The organism is Achromobacter ruhlandii, from assembly GCF_002082135.1.
Classification (GTDB): domain Bacteria; phylum Pseudomonadota; class Gammaproteobacteria; order Burkholderiales; family Burkholderiaceae_B; genus Achromobacter; species Achromobacter ruhlandii.
Map to the genome: position 1 here is coordinate 4,857,946 of NZ_CP017433.1, position 21,198 is coordinate 4,879,143.

General features: G+C 67.7%; 18 protein-coding genes and 1 tRNA gene. 8 read left to right on the forward strand and 11 right to left on the reverse strand.

Annotated features, from left to right (window positions below):
- Positions 1 to 83 precede the first annotated feature (83 nt).
- The 7 genes from AruCF_RS22035 to AruCF_RS22065 all read right to left on the reverse strand — a co-directional run bounded on the left by AruCF_RS22035 (position 84) and on the right by AruCF_RS22065 (position 7,437).
- Positions 84 to 698 carry a 50S ribosomal protein L25/general stress protein Ctc gene (locus tag AruCF_RS22035; protein WP_006385925.1) on the reverse strand — a complete coding sequence of 205 codons (615 nt, stop codon included), beginning with the start codon at positions 696 to 698 and terminating at the stop codon, positions 84 to 86.
- A 129-nt stretch (positions 699 to 827) separates the two neighbouring features.
- Positions 828 to 1,778 (reverse strand): ribose-phosphate pyrophosphokinase, encoded by a 951-nt coding sequence (locus AruCF_RS22040; RefSeq protein WP_006227587.1) that lies wholly within the window; start codon positions 1,776 to 1,778, stop codon positions 828 to 830.
- A 135-nt stretch (positions 1,779 to 1,913) separates the two neighbouring features.
- Positions 1,914 to 1,990, reverse strand: a tRNA-Gln gene (locus AruCF_RS22045).
- A 1-nt stretch (position 1,991) separates the two neighbouring features.
- Positions 1,992 to 2,933, reverse strand: coding sequence for a 4-(cytidine 5'-diphospho)-2-C-methyl-D-erythritol kinase (gene ispE, locus AruCF_RS22050; RefSeq protein ID WP_049076162.1), 942 nt, complete (start codon positions 2,931 to 2,933; stop codon positions 1,992 to 1,994).
- Positions 2,934 to 3,126: 193 nt separating this feature from the next.
- Positions 3,127 to 4,725, reverse strand: coding sequence for a methyl-accepting chemotaxis protein (locus AruCF_RS22055; RefSeq protein ID WP_049076164.1), 1,599 nt, complete (start codon positions 4,723 to 4,725; stop codon positions 3,127 to 3,129).
- A gap of 235 nt (positions 4,726 to 4,960) precedes the next feature.
- Positions 4,961 to 5,521 (reverse strand): lipoprotein insertase outer membrane protein LolB, encoded by a 561-nt coding sequence (gene lolB / locus AruCF_RS22060; protein ID WP_144419240.1) that lies wholly within the window; start codon positions 5,519 to 5,521, stop codon positions 4,961 to 4,963.
- Between the two features lie 29 nt (positions 5,522 to 5,550).
- Positions 5,551 to 7,437, reverse strand: a complete 1,887-nt coding sequence (locus AruCF_RS22065; RefSeq protein WP_049076167.1) for a tetratricopeptide repeat protein — start codon at positions 7,435 to 7,437, stop codon at positions 5,551 to 5,553.
- On the opposite strand from AruCF_RS22065, the gene mutM reads away from it, so the two are divergent.
- From mutM to AruCF_RS22085, 4 genes are all read left to right on the forward strand, one after another.
- On the forward strand, positions 7,436 to 8,263 hold the full coding sequence (mutM, locus tag AruCF_RS22070) for a bifunctional DNA-formamidopyrimidine glycosylase/DNA-(apurinic or apyrimidinic site) lyase (RefSeq protein ID WP_049076170.1): 828 nt from the start codon (positions 7,436 to 7,438) through the stop codon (positions 8,261 to 8,263). The genes AruCF_RS22065 and mutM overlap by 2 nt on opposite strands.
- A gap of 222 nt (positions 8,264 to 8,485) precedes the next feature.
- Positions 8,486 to 9,439: an MBL fold metallo-hydrolase gene (locus AruCF_RS22075; RefSeq protein WP_049076171.1), complete on the forward strand. Its 954-nt coding sequence runs from the start codon at positions 8,486 to 8,488 to the stop codon at positions 9,437 to 9,439.
- A gap of 129 nt (positions 9,440 to 9,568) precedes the next feature.
- The gene (locus AruCF_RS22080) at positions 9,569 to 11,248 is read left to right on the forward strand and encodes an FAD-dependent oxidoreductase (RefSeq protein WP_049076173.1); all 1,680 of its coding nucleotides are present in this window, start codon (positions 9,569 to 9,571) and stop codon (positions 11,246 to 11,248) included.
- A 17-nt stretch (positions 11,249 to 11,265) separates the two neighbouring features.
- The gene (locus AruCF_RS22085) at positions 11,266 to 11,484 is read left to right on the forward strand and encodes a DUF2783 domain-containing protein (protein WP_049076175.1); all 219 of its coding nucleotides are present in this window, start codon (positions 11,266 to 11,268) and stop codon (positions 11,482 to 11,484) included.
- On the opposite strand, the gene AruCF_RS22090 is transcribed toward AruCF_RS22085, so the two are convergent.
- Positions 11,450 to 12,367: a LysR family transcriptional regulator gene (locus tag AruCF_RS22090; RefSeq protein WP_049076177.1), complete on the reverse strand. Its 918-nt coding sequence runs from the start codon at positions 12,365 to 12,367 to the stop codon at positions 11,450 to 11,452. The genes AruCF_RS22085 and AruCF_RS22090 overlap by 35 nt on opposite strands.
- Before the next feature lie 166 nt (positions 12,368 to 12,533).
- Here AruCF_RS22090 and hmgA point away from each other — a divergent pair, with 166 nt between their 5' ends.
- Positions 12,534 to 13,832, forward strand: coding sequence for a homogentisate 1,2-dioxygenase (gene hmgA / locus AruCF_RS22095; protein WP_049076179.1), 1,299 nt, complete (start codon positions 12,534 to 12,536; stop codon positions 13,830 to 13,832).
- A 118-nt stretch (positions 13,833 to 13,950) separates the two neighbouring features.
- Positions 13,951 to 15,270: a fumarylacetoacetase gene (gene fahA, locus AruCF_RS22100; RefSeq protein ID WP_049076180.1), complete on the forward strand. Its 1,320-nt coding sequence runs from the start codon at positions 13,951 to 13,953 to the stop codon at positions 15,268 to 15,270.
- Positions 15,271 to 15,280: 10 nt separating this feature from the next.
- On the opposite strand, the gene yihG is transcribed toward fahA, so the two are convergent.
- The 3 genes from yihG to AruCF_RS22115 form a co-directional block, all read right to left on the reverse strand.
- Entirely contained in the window at positions 15,281 to 16,195 is a 915-nt protein-coding gene (gene yihG, locus AruCF_RS22105; protein WP_049078106.1) for a 1-acylglycerol-3-phosphate O-acyltransferase, YihG family, read from the reverse strand.
- Between the two features lie 179 nt (positions 16,196 to 16,374).
- Positions 16,375 to 18,270 (reverse strand): LTA synthase family protein, encoded by a 1,896-nt coding sequence (locus AruCF_RS22110; RefSeq protein WP_049076181.1) that lies wholly within the window; start codon positions 18,268 to 18,270, stop codon positions 16,375 to 16,377.
- A gap of 280 nt (positions 18,271 to 18,550) precedes the next feature.
- Complete coding sequence (locus tag AruCF_RS22115; protein WP_049076182.1) at positions 18,551 to 19,279, reverse strand: FadR/GntR family transcriptional regulator; 729 nt, start codon at positions 19,277 to 19,279, stop codon at positions 18,551 to 18,553.
- A gap of 138 nt (positions 19,280 to 19,417) precedes the next feature.
- Between AruCF_RS22115 and AruCF_RS22120 the strand changes: the two genes are divergently transcribed.
- Positions 19,418 to 20,236, forward strand: a complete 819-nt coding sequence (locus AruCF_RS22120; RefSeq protein WP_063582081.1) for an NAD-dependent epimerase/dehydratase family protein — start codon at positions 19,418 to 19,420, stop codon at positions 20,234 to 20,236.
- A gap of 18 nt (positions 20,237 to 20,254) precedes the next feature.
- The gene (locus AruCF_RS22125) at positions 20,255 to 21,136 is read left to right on the forward strand and encodes an SMP-30/gluconolactonase/LRE family protein (RefSeq protein ID WP_049076184.1); all 882 of its coding nucleotides are present in this window, start codon (positions 20,255 to 20,257) and stop codon (positions 21,134 to 21,136) included.
- Positions 21,137 to 21,198: the final 62 nt, after the last annotated feature.

The following is a 21,198-nucleotide window of genomic DNA, read 5'->3' on the forward strand; positions in this document are numbered from 1 at the left end:
AAACCAAAAAACCCTGCGCATGCAAATGCACACGCAGGGTTTCGGGCGCAAGCCGCCGGAAAGCCGAGGCTTTCCGACAGGACTTAGGCGGCGGGAGCGGCCGGAGCGGCGTCGGCGTCGTCGGCGGCAGCGCCACCCTTGACGACAGCGGCGGCCAGCAGCGGGTTCTCTTCACCACCGTGCGGGACGTAGGTCACGCCCATCGGCAGCTTGATGTCGGCCAGGTGGATCGAAGCGCCGGCCAGGATGTCGGCCAGGTTGACTTCGATGAACTGGGGCAGCGCCGACGGCAGGCACGTGATTTCCAGTTCGGTGGCGACGTGGCTGATGATCGCGCCGCTCAGCTTGACGGCCGGCGAGACTTCAGCGTTCACGAAGTGCAGCGGCACCTTGGTGCGCAGCGCCTGGTTGGCGTCGACGCGCTGGAAGTCCACGTGCAGGACTTGCGGCTTGTAGGCGTGCCATTGAACCGAACGCAGCAGGACCTGTTCGTCCTTGGCGCCTTCGAGCTGCATTTGCAGGATCGAAGCGTGGAACTCTTCCTTGCGCAGGGCGTGGTAGATCTCGTTGTGGTCGAGTTCGATGTTCAGCGGGGCAGCCGAACCACCATAGACGATGGCGGGAACGCGGCCCGCGCGGCGCAGGCGGCGGCTCGCACTCGAACCCTGGACGCTACGCGCAGTGGCAGTGAATTTCATGGAAAACTCCAAAAACAAAAAATGGCGAAGCGGACTTCACCGGTTAAAGACACGGCGCACAACAGGTGCGCCGTGTTGCTTGTGTCCTGCCGCGACCAGCAGGACACAAAAAACGGTGGGGGGCTGGCGTCAGTCGACGAACAGCGAGCTGACCGATTCCGCGTTCGAGATACGCAGGATGGTCTCGCCCAGCAGCGCGGCGCACGACAGCTGGCGGATCTTGCCGCTGGCCTGGCCTTGCTCGGAGAGCGGAATGGTGTCGGTGACGACCAGTTCGTCCAGTTCCGACGCCTCGATGCGGTCGATGGCGCCGCCCGACAGCACGGGGTGCGTGCAATAGGCGTAGACGGCGCCGGCGCCGCGGTCCTTCAGGGCCTGGGCCGCCTTGCACAGCGTGCCGGCGGTGTCGACCATGTCGTCCATGATGATGCAGGTGCGGCCGTCGACTTCACCGATGATGTTCATCACTTCCGACACATTGGCACGCGGACGACGCTTGTCGATGATGGCCAGGTCGGCTTCGAGCTGCTTGGCCAGCGCGCGGGCGCGCACCACGCCGCCGATGTCCGGGGACACGACGACCAGGTTCGAGAAATTGCGGCGCCAGATGTCGCCCAGCAAAATCGGACCGGCGTAGATGTTGTCCACGGGAATGTCGAAGAAGCCCTGGATCTGGTCGGCGTGCAGGTCCATCGTCAGGACGCGGTCGACGCCAGCCACTTGCAGCATGTTGGCCACGACCTTGGCCGAGATCGCGACGCGCGCCGAGCGCGGGCGGCGGTCCTGGCGGGCGTAGCCGAAATACGGAATGGCGGCGGTGATGCGGCCGGCCGAGGCGCGGCGCAGGGCATCGACCATCACCATGATTTCCATCAGGTTGTCATTGGTAGGCGCACAGGTGGGCTGCAGGACGAAGACGTCCTTGCCGCGCACGTTCTCGTTGATCTCGACCATCACCTCGCCGTCCGAGAAGCGACCGACGGTCATCTTGCCCAGGGACATATCGAGGTGGTTGACTACGTCCACGGCCAGCCGAGTGTTGGCCGTGCCCGTGAAGATCATGAAGCTATCGTTTGCCATGATGGATGATGCGATGGTCGTTTCGAGACACTAACGAGGTGATGCGAGAACCTGCTGGAACCGGAAAATAAAAAAGCTGCTGAACCCGGGCCAGTGTCTTACAGGCGTGTTCAACAGCTTTGTTATGTATTCGGTTGGCTGGGGAGGAAGGATTCGAACCTTCGCATGCCGGAATCAAAATCCGGTGCCTTAACCAGCTTGGCGACTCCCCAACTATCTTGCAATCCAATTCCGCAACGGATGTTCAGTCAACCCAGGACATGCCTGCACTAACCGGAACCGTGGATGCGTTGTGCTGTCTGTGTCATCTGCGTTTTTGCAGTTTGCTTCAACAGCGCCGCGCATTGTAGCGGTAATTTCCGTTTTCGCCAAAACGGCTTCCGACAGCTCGGAAAACTCGGCGTACAAACACGCGCCAGATCCCGACATGCGAACTTGGGTTCCCGTGTTTTTCAACACACCCTGCTCTGCAAGCCACCGCGATGCCCTGAGAACCTCAGGATAAAGTCGGTAGACCACCGGCTCCAAATCATTTTTCCCGAAGGAAAATGTAGGCGAAGCAAGAAAGTCCGCTATTGTGATGTAAGAAGAATCTCTTGTCAAATCGGGTGCGGAAAAAATTCCAACGGTCGGCACGCTCGCGTCCGGTTGCGCCACCAGATAGGCGCGCGCCGGCAGGTCCAGCGCCGTCAGTTTTTCGCCCACGCCCTCGGCAAAGGCGGACTGGCCGAACACGAACACCGGCACATCCGCGCCCAGCGGCAACGCCAGTTCCATCAGCTCGCGCCGCGACAGCCCGGTGCCCCACAGGCGGTTCAAGGCGATCAGCACGGTGGCCGCGTCGCTCGAACCGCCACCCAAACCGCCGCCCTGCGGAATGCGCTTTTCCAGCGCGATCTGCGCGCCCTGGCGCGTGCCGGTGGCCTGTTGCAGCGCGCGGGCGGCGCGCAGGGTGAGATCGTCCGCTTCGGACACGCCAGGCAATTCCGCGGCGCGGCTGATGACGCCATCGGCGCGCGCCTCGAAATGCAGCGTGTCGCACAGATCGATGAAGCGGAAGGCGGTCTGCAGCAGGTGGTAGCCGTCGGCACGGCGGCCCACCACGTGCAGGAACAGGTTGACCTTGGCGGGTGCGGGTACGTCGTAGAGGGTCACGGCGGGTCGGGAAAAAAGACAGACGGGTCGATTTTAGCGATCACCCGGCCCCGCGAGCGCCGGATGCCATGCGGGGCTCCGCCCCCCCGGGGGACTGGCGACAGGGCGGAGAATCGCCCTGTCGCCAACCGGGAACGACATCACGCGTCTCGCAGACGGGCCCCGGCCCGCCGACGCCGCCCCCGGCTCCGGGTCAGGCGATCTGCGGCGCGACGCGGCCAGCCAGCCGTTCGGCCGGAGCCTCGATCACCTGCCCTTCCGGCAGCTTGAACACAGCCACCGCGCCCGCCAGCTGGCGCGCCTGCTCTTCGAGCGCGCCGGCCGCGGCGGCGGCCTGCTCCACCAGCGCGGCGTTCTGCTGGGTCACGCCGTCCATCTGCGTGACGGCGCGGTTGACCTGGTCGATGCCGGTGGCCTGCTCTTCCGACGCGGCGGATATCTCGCCCATCAGGCTGGTCACGCGCTGCACCGAATCGACGATCTCGCGCATGGTGGCGCCGGCGGTTTCGACCTGCTCGGAACCGACGCCGACCTTCTGCGCCGAGTCCTCGATGAGCTGCTTGATTTCCTTGGCGGCGGCGGCGCTGCGCTGGGCCAATGTGCGCACTTCGCTGGCGACCACGGCAAAGCCCTTGCCCTGCTCGCCGGCGCGCGCGGCTTCCACCGCGGCGTTCAGCGCCAGGATGTTGGTCTGGAAAGCGATGCCATCGATCACGCCGACGATGTCGGAAATGCGCGACGAGCTGCCCTGGATGGCGCGCATGGTCTCGACCACGCTGGAGACGGCCTCGCCGCCGCGCTGCGCCACGGCGGCCGAGGCGGCGACCATGCGGTTGGCTTCGCGCGCGGTGTCGGCGTTCTGCTTCACGGTGGTGGCCAGTTCTTCCATGCTGGCGGCGGTTTCCTCCAGCGAGGCGGCCTGCTCTTCGGTGCGGCTGGACAGGTCGGCATTGCCGGACGAGATTTCGCGCGCGCCGACGTTGATCTCATCGACGCCGCGGCGCACCGTGGACACCGTGCGCACCAAGCTGTCCTGCATCGCGCGCAGGGCGTTGAGCAACGCGCCGATCTCGTTGCGGCCGCGATCGGCCACGCGGCGCGTCAGGTCGCCCTCGGCGATGCGGCGGAAGATCTCGCCGGCTTCCAGCAGCGGCCGCACGATCATGCGGCGGATCAGCACATGCGCGCCCACCGCCATCAACAGGCCCAGCACCAGGATGCCGGCCAGCAGGTACGAGAAGATCATGTGGAACAGCGAGATCTCGTCCATCACCTCCTGGCCGGTGGTCTCGGCGCGCTTCATGAAGGCGTCACGCTCGGACACCAGCAGCTCCTGCACCTGTTGCGTGCCCTGCTTGAAGTAGGCGTCCATGTCGCCGGCCTCCAGCACCTTGCCGACGTTCTGCAGGTTGTTGCTGAGGTTGGTGTAGGCCTCGATCAGGTCCTTGGACACGACCTTCTCGTCGGCCGACAGGCCGCCGGCGAAGCCCTGGAAGGCGCGGTCGCCCGCGGCGATGCGCTGGCGCGCCAGGCGCAGCGCGGTGGTGTCGCTGGCATTGCCCTGCGCCACCCGGGTGGCGTAGCGGCTCAGGTCGGTGCGCGCCGCCACCAGCGACAACGCGGCCGTGTTCACGGCGTTGACCTGTTGCGAGGAAAGGCGGTAGAGCTGGCCGACGTCCTGGTTGGTCTGCCGCAGGGCGACGAAACCCATGCCGCCCACCAGCAGCTGGAAAGTGAAAAACACCGCGATGATTCCCAAGAGCATCGTCGCGATTCGTGTATTTCTGAACATTGGCATTCTCCGTAAAAAAGCGGCGGCGCGATCCGCGGCCACCGGCCTTGCATGCCGCGCGCAGGGGTCGTGCGCACGGGGATCGGAGGATTATTCAGGTTAAACAAAATCTATCAATCAGTAACAACGTCGATTTTGCAACGCTGATTTGCTGATTGAAGCGGAAGGGACGTGCTACCGCCAGACGACACAACGGCCCCGCGGGGCCGTCGTGGAAGTCACAAAGCGGTAGCAATCAGGGCTGGTTGACGACCAGGCGCACCATGATGCGGCGGCCCGGCTCCTGGCGCTCCAGCACCAGCATCTGCGGGCCGAGCGTGTCGTAGCGCGACAGCCGCGCGCGCCAGCCGCCCTGCTCGAAGGCCACGGGGCGGCCCAGGTCGTCGTTGGACACGTCGGTGGCCTCCGGCTGGCCCGGCAGCTTGCCGCGCAGCCAGTCGCGCATGCCGGATACCGGCATGCTGCTGCCCAGGGCGTCTTCGGCCAGGGCATCGGGGTTGTCGGCCACCAGGCGGGTGCCGTCAGCCTTGGTCAGGCTGGCCGCGCCGGGCTGGCCTTCGACCCGCGCCTCGGTCGAACCGAGCGGATTGGTCAGGTCGAGCACGTAGCGGCGGCCGTCGTCCGACCAGGAGAATCCGCCTTGCACGGCGCTCTGCTTGCCGTTTTCCTCGTTGACCGTGATGGCGAAGCGCCCGATGCGCGAGAAGGCGTCCGGCGACGTGCCTTCAATCGGCTTGGGCGTGGTGGTGCAGGCCGCCAGCACGAACGCCAGCACGGCCAGCAGCGCCCAGCGCATCCAACCCAGGCTGCCGCGCAACGCTGCCGTCACAGGCTAACCCCCAGGCGCTTGATGACGTCGAGCACGGTCTTGTTCTTGGGATCCTTCTGCACCGCGGCGCGCAGCAGCTCGACCGCCTGGTCGCGCTTGCCCTGGGTCCAGAGCACCTCGGCCAGATGGGCGGCGATGTCGGCCTCGGGCCGCACGCCATAGGCGCGGCGCAGGTAATCGACCGCGGCGACCTGGTCGCCCATGCGGAATTTGACCCAGCCCATGCTGTCCAGGATGAACGGGTCGTTGGGCGACAGTTCCAGCGCCTGGGTGATCAGGTCCAGCGCTTCGGGCAGGCGCTGGTTGTGGTCGGCCAGCGTGTAGCCGAGCGCGTTGTAGGCGTGGGCGTGCTCGGGATCCAGCGCGATGACCTGGCGCAACATGCGTTCGAGGTCGGCCAGGCGGTCCTGGCGCTCGTACAGCATGGCCAGCTCGTACTTGATTTCGACGGTGTCGGGCAGCGCCTGGTCGGCCGCTTCCAGCACCGACACGGCCTGGCCGACGCGGTCGGCGTCGCGCAGGATCTGGGCCTTGGTCAGCACGCCCAGGGTGCGTTCTTCCTCGTCCTGGGGCGCGGCGGCGTCGACCATCTTGATGGCGTCGTCGATGCGGCCGGACTTGGCGCGCAGGGCGGCCTGGCGCATGCGCGCCGAGAAACGCAGCGACGGATCGTCGATACGGCCCAGTTCCGCGATGGCTTCGTCGTACTGGCCCTGGTCTTCGGCGATGCGCGACAGCAGCACGTGGGCGTCGGCCGCGGCGGCGCCGGCGTCGGTGGCGCCCGGCACGATGGCGCGCTGGCGCTGGTTCTGCACGTCCAGGTACTGCTGCAGCAGCGCCTTGGCCTGCGGCAGCTGGCCGGCCTTGTAGGCCAACTGGGCCTGCATGAAGAGCAGATCGAAGTCTTCCGGCGAGCGCCGCGACATGGCCTGCAGTTCGGCCAGGGCGCCGTTGTAGTCGCCTGCGTCGGCCATCTGGCCGGCCAGCATCAGGCGCACCTTGCGGGCGTTGGGATTGCGATTGATGTACGCGCGGGCATCGGCCTGCGCGCGCTGCGGGTCGACCTTGGCGCCATATTCCAGGACGCGCTGGGCGGCCGGCTCGGACTTGGGATCGGCGGCCAGGGCGGCGCGGGCCTCCTGCGAAGCGCGCGGGTAGTCGCCGGCGGCCGAGGCCACGTCCGCCAGCGCCAGGTGGGCGGCAGGCAGCTTGCGCACGCTGTCGCTCAGCGCTTCGTCGAGGATGCGCAGCGCCAGGCGGCGATCGTTCAGGCGGCTCAGCACGGCCAGGGCCTGGCCGATGGCGGCCGGCTTGTCGCGCGAGGCGTCGATGCGGTTGCGCAGCGCCTGCGACAGGCCCTTGGTCTGGCCGTTGGCGGCGGCCAGCGCCAGTTCGGTGGAGCTGGCTTCCAGGTCGTTGGGCGACAGGCGGGCCCAGACCCGGGCCGCGTCCAGGGCGCCCGGCAGGTTGCCGCCGGCCAGCTGGAATTCCAGGCCGCGGCGCGCCAGGCGGGGATCGCCGGTGTCGCGGGCCAGGCCGACCATGGTGTTGGCGGCGGTGCCGTACATGCCGCGCTGGGCGGCGATTTCCGACGCGAGGACGCGGTAGAAGATGTCGGCGGTCAGGGTCACGTAGGGCAATTGGCCCGGACGCAGACGGATCACCTCGGTTTCAGGCTGGCGGCTCTGCGGCGCCATGCGGGGGCCGGTCGCATCGCGCGTCCGGCTGTCGGCGGCCTGGGCTTGGGGAGCCAGGGCGGAGGCCAACGCAAGCGCCAGCGCGGCAATCCCGATATTCATTTGTTTGAAAGACGACTTCACGCGGCCCGTCCGGTTGGTGGCACAATCTTCGTACACGCAATTGATGATCTTACACTGGCTCATGCCGGAACTGCCTGAAGTTGAAACCACGCGTCGGGGAATCGACGCCGTCATCACCGGCCGCCCCCTCGCGCGGCTGGTCGTCCACGAGTCCCGGATGCGCTGGCCCATCCCGGCCGACCTGCCCGACCTGGTGGGCGGGCGGACCGTGCTGGAATGCGGCCGGCGCGGCAAATACCTGCTGCTGCGCTTTGACCACGGCACCCAGATCGTGCACCTGGGCATGTCCGGGTCGCTGCGCAGCGTGGCCCCGGGCGAATTCCTGCGCAAGCACGACCACGTCGAATGGATCTTCGACCAGGCCGTGCTGCGGCTGCATGACCCGCGCCGCTTCGGCGCCGTGCTGTGGCACCCCGATGCGGACGGACCGGTCGAAAACCACCCCCTGCTGGCCAAGCTCGGCATCGAGCCGTTCGACCCGCGCTTTGACGGCGCCTGGCTGCACCACCACTTCAAGAACCACGGCGCCGCGATCAAGCAGGTGCTGCTGGCCGGCATGGCGGTGGTCGGCGTGGGCAATATCTACGCCTCCGAAAGCCTGTTCCGCGCCCGCATCAATCCCAAGACCCCGGCCAACAAACTGTCGCGCGCCCGCTGCGACCGCCTGGCGGACATGGTGCGCGCCACCCTGGCCGACGCCCTGACCTCCGGCGGCAGCACCCTGCGCGACTACGTCGGCGCCACCGGCGAACCGGGCGCGTATTTCGAGATCCACGCGGCGGTCTACGAGCGCGCCGGCCAGCCCTGCCGGGTCTGCGGCACGCCCATCAAGCGCATCGTCCAGGGCCAGCGGGCCACCTACTACTGCCCGAAGTGCCAGAAGACCTGAGCGCGCGCGCCAGCACACCCCCCCCTGGGGCCGCCCGCGGCCTGAAAGGTTCCCCTCCGGGCCGCCCTGCGCGGCCCGGAGGCATTTGGACACCCCGGAAACCCAAGGGAAATCCCTGCCAAAAAGGGTCTATTCGTTTATAGCAAACGTATTGCACAACCACTAACGCCACGCTATAGTCCCTCCACACACCCTATTCCTATAAAAGTGGAAGGAGCCTCCATGAGCAAGCAATTCGCTTCGCACGCCGACCTGGCCGACAAGGTCGTGTCGTTCGAAAAGCTGTCCGACAACGCCTATGCCTATACCGCCGAAGGCGACCCCAACACGGGCGTGATCATCGGCGACGAGGCCGTCATGGTGGTCGATACCCAGGCCACGCCGGTGATGGCGCAGGACGTCATCCGCCGCATCCGCGAAGTCACCGACAAGCCGATCAAGTACATCCTGCTGTCGCACTACCACGCGGTGCGCGTGTTCGGCGCCTCGGCCTACAACGCCCAGGAGATCCTGGCCAGCCGCGACACCTACGACCTGATCGCCGAGCGCGGCGAGCAGGACAAGGCCAGCGAGATTGGCCGCTTCCCGCGCCTGTTCCGCAACGCCGAATCGATTCCCCCCGGCCTGGTCTGGCCCACCATGACCTTCAAGGGCGAGATGACCGTCAACCTGGGCAACCTGGAAGTCAAGCTGCTGCAGGTCGGCCGCGGCCACACCAAGGGCGACACCATCGCCTGGCTGCCCGAGCAGAAGATCCTGTTCGCCGGCGACCTGGTCGAATACCAGTCCACCCCCTACTGCGGCGACGCCTACTTCCGCGACTGGCCCAGCACGCTGGATGCGCTGTCGGGCTTCGAGGCCGAAAAGATGGTGCCCGGCCGCGGCCCCGCGCTCAAGAACGCCACCGAAGTGCGCCAGGGCCTGGCCGGCACGCGCGCCTTCCTGACCGACCTGTACGGCGCGGTCAACCGCGGCGTGGCCGAGGGCAAGGACCTGAAGACGATCTACCGTGAGGTCTACGACTTCATGAAGCCGCGCTACAGCGACTGGGTCATCTTCGACCACTGCATGCCGTTCGACGTATCGCGCGCCTACGACGAGGCCACCGGCCACGTCCATCCGCGCATCTGGACCGACAAGCGCGACCTGGAAATGTGGGCCCAGCTGGAGGGCTGATCCCGCGCGGCCGGTTCGCCGGCCGCGGTTCCACCGATTGAAACGGCGCCGCGCGACCCGCCGGCCAGCGGCCGCGGGCAGCGCGCGGCGCCGCGCATAAAAACAAAATGACCCACACAGGAGACAACCGTGGGAGACATCGACTTTCAGGCGATGGAGTTCGCCTATGAAAAACATGCCGACCAGGCCGCCGCGACGCAGGCGCGCCATCCAGTGGTGGTGGTGGGCGCCGGCCCGGTCGGCCTGACCACGGCGCTGGACCTGGCGCGCCAGGGCGTGCGGGTGGTGGTGCTGGATGACGACTACCGCCTGTCCACCGGCTCGCGCGCCATCTGCTTTTCCAAGCGCACCCTGGAAATCTGGGACCGCCTCGGCGTCGGCCAGCGCATGGTCGACAAGGGCGTGTCGTGGAACGTGGGCAAGGTGTTCTTCCGCGACCAGGAAGTGTGGCGCTTCGACCTGCTGCCCGAGCCCGGCCACCGCCGCCCCGCCTTCATCAACCTGCAGCAGTACTACGCCGAAGGCTATCTGTACGAGCAGGCGCGCCAGGAACCGAACATCGACCTGCGCTGGAAAAACAAGGTGGTGGGGCTGGAGCAGGCCGGCGACGGCGTGGTGCTGTCGATCGACACCCCCGAGGGCGGCTACGCGCTGCGCGCCGATTGGCTGGTGGCCTGTGACGGCGCCCGCTCGCCGGTGCGCAAGCTGATCGGCCAGGAAAGCCATGGCCGCATCTTCCGCGACCGCTTCCTGATCGCCGACGTCAAGATGAAGGCCGACTTCCCGGCCGAGCGCTGGTTCTGGTTCGACCCGCCCTTCCACCCCAATCAATCGGTGCTGCTGCACATGCAGCCCGACAACGTCTGGCGCATCGACTTCCAGCTGGGCTGGAACGCCGACCCGGTCGAGGCCGTCAAGCCCGAGAACGTGCTGCCGCGCATCCGCGCCCTGCTCGGCCCGGACGCGCAGTTCGACCTGGAATGGGTCAGCGTCTACACCTTCGCCTGCGAGCGCATGGACAAGTTCCGCCACGGCCGCGTGGTGTTCGCCGGCGACTCGGCGCACCGCGTCTCGCCGTTCGGCGCGCGCGGCGCCAACAGCGGCGTGCAGGACGCCGAGAACCTGGCCTGGAAACTGCGCCTGGTGCTGGCCGGCCACGCACCCGAATCGCTGATCGACAGCTACGCCGCCGAACGCGAGCATGCCGCCGACGAGAACATCCTGAATTCGTCGCGCGCCACCGACTTCATCACGCCCAAGAGCGACATCAGCCGCAGTTTCCGCAATGCGGTGCTGAACCTGGCCCGCACCCATGCATTCGCGCGTTCGCTGGTCAACAGCGGCCGGCTGTCGCTGCCCGCCACGTACATCGATTCGCCGCTGAACAGCCCCGACAGCGACACCTTCGCCGGCCGCATGCGGCCCGGCGCGGTGGCGCTGGACGCGCCGGTGCGCGGGTCCGGCGACTCGCCCTGGTGGCTGTCGCAGCTGGGAACGGGCTTCACGCTGGCGCTGTTCTGCGGCGACGCCCCGCCCGACGCGCAGACCCTGCAGGCCCTGCGCGCGCTGCGCCTGGCGGCCGTGCCGGTCTCACCCGTGCTGGTGGCCAGCCCGGGTTGCGAGGCCGCCGGCTGGCCGGATGACCTGGCGCGGGTCATCGACGTCGAAGGGCTGCTGGCCCAGCGCTATGACGCGCTGTCCGGCACCGCCTACCTGATCCGCCCCGACCAGCACATCGCCGCGCGCTGGCGCGCCTTCCAGCCCGACGCGGTCGCGTCAGCCGTCAACCGCGCCATTGGCCGCGCCTGAATACGGAGGCCCTTTCCATGCTGATTACCGAAACCAACCTGGCCGCGCCGGACGACTTCTACGAAGCGCTGATCGACGCCCATCGCGACCTGAGCAACGAGCAGAGTCAGGAAATGAACGCGGCGCTGATCCTGCTGCTGGCCAACCACCTGGGCGACATGGCGGTGCTGCGCGAGGCGCTGGCGCAGGCCCGCGCGTCGGTCACGCCGGCGGCGAACCCACCGCAAACGCATTGACGATCAGGGCGCGCAACCACTGGTTGCCGCCATCGCGATCGTAGCGGCGCTGCCAATACATATTGGTCTGCAGCGCCGGCACCTTCACCGGCGGCGTCATGTAGCGCAGGCCGAATGGCTGCGCGGCGCTCGCCGCCAGTTTTTCGGGCACGGTCGCCAACAGGTCGGTGGCGCTGACGATGTACGGCACGGCCGAGAAATGCGGCACGCTGAAGTGCTCGGCCAGCGCGACGCCGGCCCGCTCCATCGACTGGTTGACCTGCCCATAGGGCGCCGCCCGCGACACGATGAGATGACGCTCGGCGCGAAACGCCTTCAGCCCCATGCCGGGGTGGGCCGTGGGATGCGCCTGGCGAAAGAGCGTGGCGTACCCCTGCCGGAACAACATGCGTTGCAAGGTGCCCGCCCCCATTTCGTCGAAGGCGCCGATGGCCAGGTCGACCCGGCCCGCCTCCATCTCGCGCGGCAGGTCCGGCCCCTGCACCCGCACCGAATCGATGCGCACCTGCGGCGCGACCTGTACGCAGACTTCCATCAGGCGCGGCATGAAATGGATCTCGCCAACATCGGTCATGGCCACGCGGAAACGCCGCGTGCTGGTGGCGGCATCGAACGCCGCCTGGTCCTGCAAGGCCTGCGACAGCAGGGCCAACGCCTCGCTGACCGGGCCGGCCAGCCGCTGCGCGCGCGGCGTCGGCAACATACCCTGCGCGGTGCGCACGAACAGCTCGTCGCCGAACGCCAGCCGCAGCCGGCGCAGGGCGTTGCTCACCGCTGGCTGCGACAGGTCCAGCCGCCGCGCCACGGCGGACAGGTTGCGGTCCTCCAGCAAGTGCTGGAACAGGATCAGCAGGTTCAGGTCGACGTCGCGCAAGTCCGCCATCAGGCACCCCTACTATTCACGAAATTTATAGTTGGTATTTTTGCATTCCCGTAGCCATGGTGGGGGATTTTTCCGACAATGGCGTATCGGCGCCGGACCATTTCATCCGGCGCGCCACGACCAAGACCGCGCGGCCACGCATCGCGCGCCACCCCAGGAGGATTCCATGGAACTGCACTACCAGACCGGCTTCGGCAACGACTGTGCCACCGAAGCCCTGCCCGGCGCGCTGCCGCTGGGCCGCAATTCGCCCCAGCAATGTCCCTATGGCCTGTACGCCGAGCAGTTGTCCGGCACCGCCTTCACCGCGCCGCGCAGCGAGAACCGCCGCTCCTGGCTCTACCGCATCCGCCCGGGCGCGCAGCACAAGCCGTTCGAGCCGTTTGGCGGCGTCAAGGGCTGGGAAAGCGCGTTCGGTCACGGCCCGGTCACGCCCAACCAACTGCGCTGGAGCCCCTTGCCCATTCCCACCGCGCCCACCGATTTCATCGAAGGCGTGAAGACCTGGGGCGGCAACGGCGGCCCCGATGAGCAAAGCGGCGTCGGCATCCACCTGTATGCCGCCAACCGCTCGATGCAGGGCCGCTATTTCTACAACGCCGACGGCGAGCTGCTGCTGGTGCCGCAGCAGGGCCGCCTGCGCCTGGCCACCGAGCTGGGCCTGATCGACCTGGAGCCGCTGGAGATCGCCGTGATCCCGCGCGGCGTGCGCTTTAGCGTGCAACTGCTGGACGACAGCGCGCGCGGCTATATGCTGGAGAACTTCGGCGCCGCGCTGCGCCTGCCGGAACTGGGCCCGATCGGCTCGAACTGCCTGGCCAACGCCCGCGACTTCAAGACGCCGGTGGCCTGGTACGAAGACCTGGAAGGCGACTTCGAACTGATCGCCAAGTTCACCGGCGGCTTCTGGCGCGCCGCGATCGGCCATTCGCCGCTGGACGTGGTGGCCTGGCACGGCACGCACGCGCCGTACAAATACGACCTGCGCCACTTCAACACCATCGGCTCGATCAGCTACGACCATCCGGACCCGTCGATCTTCACGGTACTGACCGCGCCGTCCGACACCCCGGGCACGGCCAACATGGACTTCGCCATCTTCCCGCCGCGCATCCTGGCGATGGAAAACACCTTCCGTCCGCCCTGGTTCCACCGCAACGTCGCCAGCGAATTCATGGGCCTGATCCAAGGCGTGTACGACGCCAAGGCCGACGGCTTCGCCCCGGGCGGCGCGAGCCTGCACAACTGCATGAGCGGCCACGGCCCCGACGCCGAGACCTTCGAGAAGGCCTCGCGCGCCGACACCAGCACCGCGCACTACATCCGCGACACCATGGCTTTCATGTTCGAGACGCGGCGCGTGATCCGCCCGACGGCGCAAGCCTTGGCCTCGGTAGAATTGCAGGGCGACTATTACCGGTGCTGGCAGGGCCTGCAGAAGCATTTCGATCCCGCCAAGGCGTGACCGTTTTCTCTCCCGTCACGCCCGCCCACGGCGATGCGCGCAAGCGCATCGCCGTTTGGCTTTGGATTTTTCCGGCGCCCGCCGCGCCCTTATAAACACATTGAACGAGACATTCCTCATGACCACCACCATCAACGAAACCCACGACCCGTCGCTCAAGAGCTGGGTCGCCAGCGCCAACACCGGCGCGTCGGACTTCCCGGTGCAGAACCTGCCCTACGCCGCGTTCCGCCGCAAGGGCTCGCAGGAGTCGTTCCGCCCCGGCGTGGCCATCGGCGACCAGATCGTCGACCTGGCGGCGCTGGCCGCCGCCAAGCCGTTCGAGGGCGCCGCCGCCGAGGCGCTGGCCGCCTGCCAGGGCGACAGCCTGAACGCGCTGATGGCCCTGGGCCAGGCCCACTGGAGCGCGCTGCGCCTGGCGCTGTCGCGCGCGCTGCGCGAAGGCGCCGCGCTGCGCGGCGCGGTCGAGCCGCTGCTGGTGGCCCAGGCCGACGCCGAATACACCACGCCCGCCCGCATCGGCGACTACACCGACTTCTACATCTCGGTGCACCACGCCACCGCCATCGGCAAGCAGTTCCGCCCCGACAATCCGCTGCTGCCGAACTACAAGTGGGTGCCGATCGGCTACCACGGCCGCGCCTCCAGCATCGGCGTGGACCAGAAGTTCCCCCGCCCGGTCGGCCAGACCCGCCCCGCCAACGAAGGCGAGGCGCCGCAATTCGGCCCGTGCGCACGGCTGGACTACGAACTGGAACTGGGCATCTTCGTCGGCACCGGCAACGCCCAGGGCGACCGCATCAAGCTGGCGGACGCCGATGCGCACGTCTTTGGCCTGTGCATCCTGAACGACTGGTCGGCGCGCGACATCCAGGGCTGGGAATACCAGCCGCTGGGCCCGTTCCTGTCGAAGAACTTCGCCTCGACCATCTCGCCGTGGATCGTCACGCTGGAAGCGCTGGAGCCGTTCCGCACGCAATGGAACCGCGGCCCGTCCGAGCCGCAACCGCTGCCGTACCTGGCCTCCGATGCCAACCGCGCCAAGGGCGCCTACGACGTGCAAATGGAAGTGTTGCTCACGACCGAACAGTCGCGCGCCGCCAAGCAGGCGCCGGCGCGGCTGTCGCGCAGCAACTTCCGCGATGCGTACTGGAACGTGGCGCAGCTGATCACGCACCACACGGTGAACGGCTGCAACCTGCAGCCGGGCGACATGCTCGGCACCGGCACGCTGTCGGGCCCGCAGCCCTCGGAGGCCGGTTCGATGCTGGAACTGAACCACGGCGGCAAGCAGCCGATCGAACTGCCCTGGGGCGAAAAGCGCACCTTCCTGCAGGATGGCGACCAGGTCATCATGCGCGCCGAGTGCGTCAAGGCCGGCTACCCGCGCATCGGCTTTGGCGAATGCTCGGGCACGGTGCTGCCGGCGCGGGTCTGAGCGCCTCCTGTCACGATCGGGGCGTGGCGGCCGCATCGGCCATCAACGCCTCGATCTCGGCGTCCTTGGCCTGCCACTGCTGGCCCAGCCAGTGGTGGAATTCGGTGCGGAAGGCCTTGTCGCGGCTGTAGTCGGCTTCGCAGAAGGCCGGCGGCACCGGCACCTGGTGCATGCGCACCCGCACCGTGCCCATGCGGCCGCAGGCCATGTCCCAGAAGCTGGGCACGCCCGCCGGATAGGCGATGGTGACATCGATCATCGAGCGAAAGCGCGTGCCCATCGCGTTCAACGACACCGCCAGTCCGCCCGCCTTGGGCTTGAGCAAGTGGCGGTACGGCGAGCCCTGCGCATCGCGCTTGGCCGGGGTGAAGCGCGTGCCCTCGGCGAACACCATCACGCTGGTCGGCACCAGCGAGAACTTCTGGCAGGCGCGCCGCGCGGTTTCCTGGTCCTGGCGCCCCAGGGCGGGATTGCGGCGCAGGTCGGCCTTGCCATGGCGCTTCATGAACGGAAAATCCAGCGCCCACCAGGCCAGCCCGATCACCGGCACGTAGATGAGCTGCTGCTTCAGGAAGAACTTCAGCAACGGGATGCGGCGGTTCAGCGCGCCTTGCAGCACGAAGATATCGACCCAGGACTGGTGATTGCAGTTGACCAGGTACCAATCGGCGTAGCGCAGGCCGGCATGGCCGCGCACATCCCAGGGCGCGCGCTGGATGCGCGAAAACCAGGCGGTATTGACGCTGATCCAGGCCGTGGCGATGCCATTGAGGACCGGATCGATGCGGCGGCGCGCCGCGGCAAACGGAAGCGCCAGTTTCAGCAGCGCCAGGGGGAACAGCAGCAGGCACCAGAACAGCGTGCTGACGCCGATCATCACTATGCTGAACACGCCGGTCAGCCAGGCCAGTCGGCCGCGCGGCACCGGCCAGCCGCGCCAGCGCGTGGCCGGCACGGATACGGGCGCGTCGCCTTCATTGGCGGCGGGGGGCCGGCTCGGGCCGGCGAGCGGATCGGGAAAAGTCATGAGCGCGAGTGTGCGAGGACTGGCCTCGAGCCGGTTTGAGCGGGATCAAACCGGCCCCCGGGCCAGACGGGGCGAAGTCAAGGCAGGCGGTATTTTTCTTCGCGGTAGACCCAACTGGCCCACAAGGCATGCGCCAGCGCTTCCTTGCTCAAAGCCTCGTCCGCCGGTTCGACCGGCTCGTAGGTTTCGTCCTGCCCGACCGGCGCGGCGCGATAACGGAATTCGCGTGGCGCCTTGGACGGTTCCAGCACCAGCAGCTTGTCGCCCTGCAGATAGCCGAAGTTGTCGGCGTACTGCATCAGCGCGCGGTTGGGATCGCGCTGCGTCAGGTCCGCGCCCAGCATCGGGTTGACGTTATCCAGCCCGATCAGCGACAGCAGCGTGGGCGCCATGTCGATCTGGCTGACGATGCGTTCGTCCTGGCGCGGCGCGATGCCCGCGCCCAGGATCAGGGCCGGGATCTGGAAGTGCCGCACCGGCACCGGGATCGAGCCGTAGACGCGGGAATCATGATCGGCGATCACCAGGAACACCGTGTTGTTCCAATACGGCGCCTTGCGCGCCTTGTCGAAGAACTGGCCCAGCGCCCAGTCGGCGTAGCGTACCGTGTTGTCGACGCTGGCCGGATCGCCCACCGGCTGGATGCGGCCCGCCGGATACTCCCACGGCGAATGGTTGCTGACCGAAAACGCCAGCGTGAACACCGGCTTGTCGCCGTCGGCGCGCAGCAGGCGGTCGACCTGGGTGAACATGTCTTCGTCGGACGCGCCCCACGAGCCTTCGAACACCGGGTTCTCGAACTTCGGGCGATCGACCACCTCGTTGAAACCGTTGCCCAGGAAGAAGGCACGCATGTTGTCGAAATGCGACTCGCCGCCATAGACGAAACGCGAGTGATAGCCATGCTTGCCCAGCACCTGCGCCAGCGTGAAGAAGCCGGTCTGCGAGCGCGGCAGCTTCACCACCGCATCGGCCACGCTGGGCAGGAAGCCCGCGGTGACCGCCTCGATGCCGCGCACCGAGCGCGTGCCGGTGGCGTAGGCGCGGTGGAACATCCAGCCTTCCTTGCCAAGGCGGTCGATATTCGGTGTGAGGTCCTTGCCGCCCAGACTGCCGACGTACTGCGCGCCCAGGCTTTCCTGCAGGATGATCACCAGATTGAGCGGCTTGTCGCGCCGCACCGTGGCCTTCTGCTCGTGCAGGCTGGGGTAGCGCGGATCCAGCGGCGCGCCCGTCAGGCCCGCCTTGTCGCGCACGACGGCGTTCATTTCGTCCACCGGCATCTTCGGATACATCGCGGCCGAGGAGCGTTCGTCGCGCATGCGGTAGGCGGCATCGAACACGCTGTAGAGCGAATTGAGCGCCAGCGAATTGACCATGGCATCCGAGCTGAACGCGACCTTGGCCGGGTTGATGGGGCGATGCTCCAGCGTGCCGCGCGCCCCCAGCACCACCAGCGCCAAAATCGCCAGCGACGCTAGCGGCCGCTTCCACCACGCCAGGAACGGATCGCGCACCCGCGTCGGGAACAACTTGACCGCCAGCCACGCGGCCACCAGCAGCACCACCAGGGCGGCCAGCAGCACGCCCTTGTAGCCCTGCCACAGCATCGAACCGACTTCCTTCGGGTTGAGCAGGTAGATGAAATACAGGCGGTTCGGGCGCGTGTCGTATTCGGCGATGAACTGCGGCGTGGAGACTTCCAGCAGCACGTACAGCATCCACCAGACGCGGAACCACCAGGCGGTGACGCGCGCGGCCCACGGCCGATGTCCCAGCCACGGCGAAAACACGGCCGGCAGCGCGATCACCATGGACAGCAGGCAGACGTCGATGCGCAGGCCGCCGAACAGCACCGGCCACAGCCCGCCGGCCGCCTCGACCCGGTCCCACATCCACAACGACAGGCCCAGCCGGCTCAGCGTCAGCAGAACCAGCACGGACACGATGAAACGGAGCGTCAGGCGGCGCATGCGGCAGCCCTCCCCGGACGAATGAAATCCGTTGATGCGCCGCGCTTACCCTGCCCGCGCTTACCCAGCCCGAGATTACCCAGCCAAACCATGCCTGCCGTCCGGTGATTGAAAACGGCCAAGGTTAACGCGGATTGACGCGCCGCCGCGCCGGCGGCGGCGCGGCGCGAGGCCCCTATCAGACAGATGACAACCTTGTCATGTTGTATGACATCCGATTTCGACGCCAAAGCGCAACGCGAGGCGCCCGGCTACCGCCGCGCGGGCTCGCGAATCGGCGTCATTGCGCGCGGCGCAGGCGTTCGCGGCTGTTGCTCAGGTGGGTGCGCATCGCGGCGCGCGCGCCTTCGGCATCCTGGCGCATGATCGCGCTGTAGATGTCCTCGTGCTCCAGGTTGACGCGGGCCAGGTAGGCGGCGCGGTCTTCGTGGGCGAACTTGGCGGAATTGATGCGGGTGCGGGGAATGATGGCCGAGCCCAGGTGCGACATCAGGTCGGCGAAATACCGGTTGTCGGTGGACTGCGACACCAGCAGGTGAAACTGGAAATCGGGCGTGATGGTGTCGCCGCCGCTGTCGAGCGCGCTCTTGAAGGCATCCAGCGCCCGGCGCATCTCGGCCAATTGCGTCTCGCTGCGGCGCACGGCGGCCAGGCCGGCGGCCTCGCTTTCCAGGCAGATGCGCAGTTCCAGCAGCACCAGCACGTCGCGCACCGTGGCGATGTCGGCGGGGTCGACGCGGAAATCGCCGCCGCCGCTGGGTTCGAGCGCGTAGGTGCCGACGCCGTGATGGGTTTCGACCAGGCCCGAGGCCTGCAGCCGCGACAGCGCTTCGCGCACCACGGTGCGGCTGACGCCGAACTGCCGCATGATCTCGGATTCGGTGGGCAGCTTGTCGCCGGGGCGGATCTCGCCGCTACGGATGCGTTCGGAGATGTTCTCCACCAGGCCCTGGGCCAGGTTCCGTGGACGACGCTGCGGCAGGACGGGGGTATCGACAGGAGCGTTCATCAGGGATTGTCCCAAAGCGGTTGCGTGGCGCTTGACTGCAAAAATTCGTGCTTATTATACTTTGGACTAGTTGTACGATAACGTACCAGGCGAGTCCACCCCACCGAGCGTTGCGCCATGAGCCCAGCTGTCGACCGCATGCCTGTCTCCCCCCGCTGCCATCGTTTGTTATTGACCGGCGCCGCCGGCAACCTGGGCCAGGTACTGCGGCCGCGCCTGAAAGCCTTTGCCAACGTCCTGCGGGTGTCGGACGTCGCGGCCATGGCGCCCGCCGCCGACGGCGAGGAAGTCGTGCCCTGCAACCTGGCCGACCCCGCCGCCGTTTCCGAACTGGTGCGCGGCGTCGACGCCATTGTGCACCTGGGCGGCGTTTCCGTGGAACGTTCCTTCGAGGAGATCCTGCCGGCCAACATCCAGGGGGTCTACCACGTGTATGAAGCCGCGCGCGTCCACGGCGTGCGGCGGGTGGTATTCGCCAGCTCCAACCACGTCATTGGCTTCTACGAGCAGGGCGCGCGCCTGGACGCCGATGTGCCGCTGCGGCCCGACGGCTACTACGGCCTGAGCAAGGCCTATGGCGAAAACCTGTCGCGCTTCTACTACGATCGCTACGGCATCGAGACGGTCTGCCTGCGCATCGGGTCGTCGTTCCCCGAGCCGAAGGACCGCCGCATGATGGTGACCTGGCTCAGCTACGACGACCTGACCGACCTGGTGGTGCGTTCGCTGTTCACGCCGGATGTCGGCCACCTGATCGCCTACGGCGCCTCGGCCAACCGCGACAGCTGGTGGGACAACCATGGCGCCGCCGCGCTCGGCTTCGCGCCCAAGGACTCCTCCGAGATATTCCGCGCGCAGGTCGAGGCGCAGCCGCCGCTGCCGGCCGACGACCCCGCCGCGCGTTACCAGGGCGGCGCGTTCGTCAAGGCCGGACCCTTCCCCTTTCCGCCGCGCTGACACCAGCCCCTTCCCACCATGGCGACCTCTGCCGAACGCATCGGGACCGTGCTCTGCGGCGTGGGCGAGAGCCCCGTGTGGCGCGCCGCCGACCAGGCCTTCCACTGGACTGACATTCCCGGCCGCGCGCTGTGGCGCTGGACGCCCGCCAGCGACCGGCTCGATCACTGGACGCTGCCGCGGATGGCCGGCTGCCTCGCCCCGCGCGGCGACGGCTGGCTGCTGGCGATGGAGGACGGCCTGTACGCCTGTGGGCCGCTCGTGGCTGGCCAACCCTGCCAGCCGCGGACGCTGGCGCCGGTGCGCCACGGCGCGCCCGGCATGCGCTTCAATGACGGCCGCTGCGACCGCCAGGGCCGCTTCCTGGCTGGCACCATGGTCATGGACATGGGCCTGGCCCGCAACGCCGGCAAACTGTACCGCTACGCCCCCGGCCAACCGCTGGAAGCGATCGTCGACGACCTGATCGTGCCCAATGGCCTGGCCTTCAGCCCCGATGGCCGCACCATGTACCTGTCCGACTCGCACCCGTCGCGGCAGGTGGTCTGGGCCTTCGACTACGACATCGACGACGGTCTGCCGCGCAACCGCCGCGTCTTCATCCCGAAACTGCCGGCCGGCCGGCCCGACGGCGCCGCGGTCGACGCCGATGGCGGCTACTGGATCTGCGGCAACGAGGCCGGCCGCGTCTACCGCTACACCCCGGACGGCCGCCTCGACCGCAGCCTGGAGGTGCCGGCCGCCCGTGTCGCCATGTGCGCGTTCGGCGGCCCCGGGCTGGACCAGTTGCTGGTCACGTCGATCCGCCCCGCCGATGCCGCGCCCGATTCCATCGCCGGCGCCGTCTTCATCCTGCGCCCCGGCGCGCGGGGCCTGGAGGAAACCGCAAGCGCCGGTTAGCACCCGACCGCGGCGCCCCAAGCGCCCACGCACGAGTAGTGAGCAGGTCCGTACACATCGAA

Bases quoted from the DNA above. Each gene is read 5' to 3' on its own strand.
- AruCF_RS22035 (WP_006385925.1), bottom strand. From the start codon at position 698: ATGAAATTCACTGCCACTGCGCGTAGCGTCCAGGGTTCGAGTGCGAGC.
- AruCF_RS22085 (WP_049076175.1), top strand. From the start codon at position 11,266: ATGCTGATTACCGAAACCAACCTGGCCGCGCCGGACGACTTCTACGAA.
- AruCF_RS22040 (WP_006227587.1), bottom strand. From the start codon at position 1,778: ATGGCAAACGATAGCTTCATGATCTTCACGGGCACGGCCAACACTCGG.
- AruCF_RS22090 (WP_049076177.1), bottom strand. From the start codon at position 12,367: ATGGCGGACTTGCGCGACGTCGACCTGAACCTGCTGATCCTGTTCCAG.
- hmgA (WP_049076179.1), top strand. From the start codon at position 12,534: ATGGAACTGCACTACCAGACCGGCTTCGGCAACGACTGTGCCACCGAA.
- AruCF_RS22065 (WP_049076167.1), bottom strand. From the start codon at position 7,437: ATGAGCCAGTGTAAGATCATCAATTGCGTGTACGAAGATTGTGCCACC.
- AruCF_RS22120 (WP_063582081.1), top strand. From the start codon at position 19,418: ATGCCTGTCTCCCCCCGCTGCCATCGTTTGTTATTGACCGGCGCCGCC.
- fahA (WP_049076180.1), top strand. From the start codon at position 13,951: ATGACCACCACCATCAACGAAACCCACGACCCGTCGCTCAAGAGCTGG.
- lolB (WP_144419240.1), bottom strand. From the start codon at position 5,521: ATGCGCTGGGCGCTGCTGGCCGTGCTGGCGTTCGTGCTGGCGGCCTGC.
- AruCF_RS22110 (WP_049076181.1), bottom strand. From the start codon at position 18,270: ATGCGCCGCCTGACGCTCCGTTTCATCGTGTCCGTGCTGGTTCTGCTG.
- mutM (WP_049076170.1), top strand. From the start codon at position 7,436: ATGCCGGAACTGCCTGAAGTTGAAACCACGCGTCGGGGAATCGACGCC.
- AruCF_RS22055 (WP_049076164.1), bottom strand. From the start codon at position 4,725: ATGTTCAGAAATACACGAATCGCGACGATGCTCTTGGGAATCATCGCG.
- AruCF_RS22075 (WP_049076171.1), top strand. From the start codon at position 8,486: ATGAGCAAGCAATTCGCTTCGCACGCCGACCTGGCCGACAAGGTCGTG.
- AruCF_RS22115 (WP_049076182.1), bottom strand. From the start codon at position 19,279: ATGAACGCTCCTGTCGATACCCCCGTCCTGCCGCAGCGTCGTCCACGG.
- AruCF_RS22125 (WP_049076184.1), top strand. From the start codon at position 20,255: ATGGCGACCTCTGCCGAACGCATCGGGACCGTGCTCTGCGGCGTGGGC.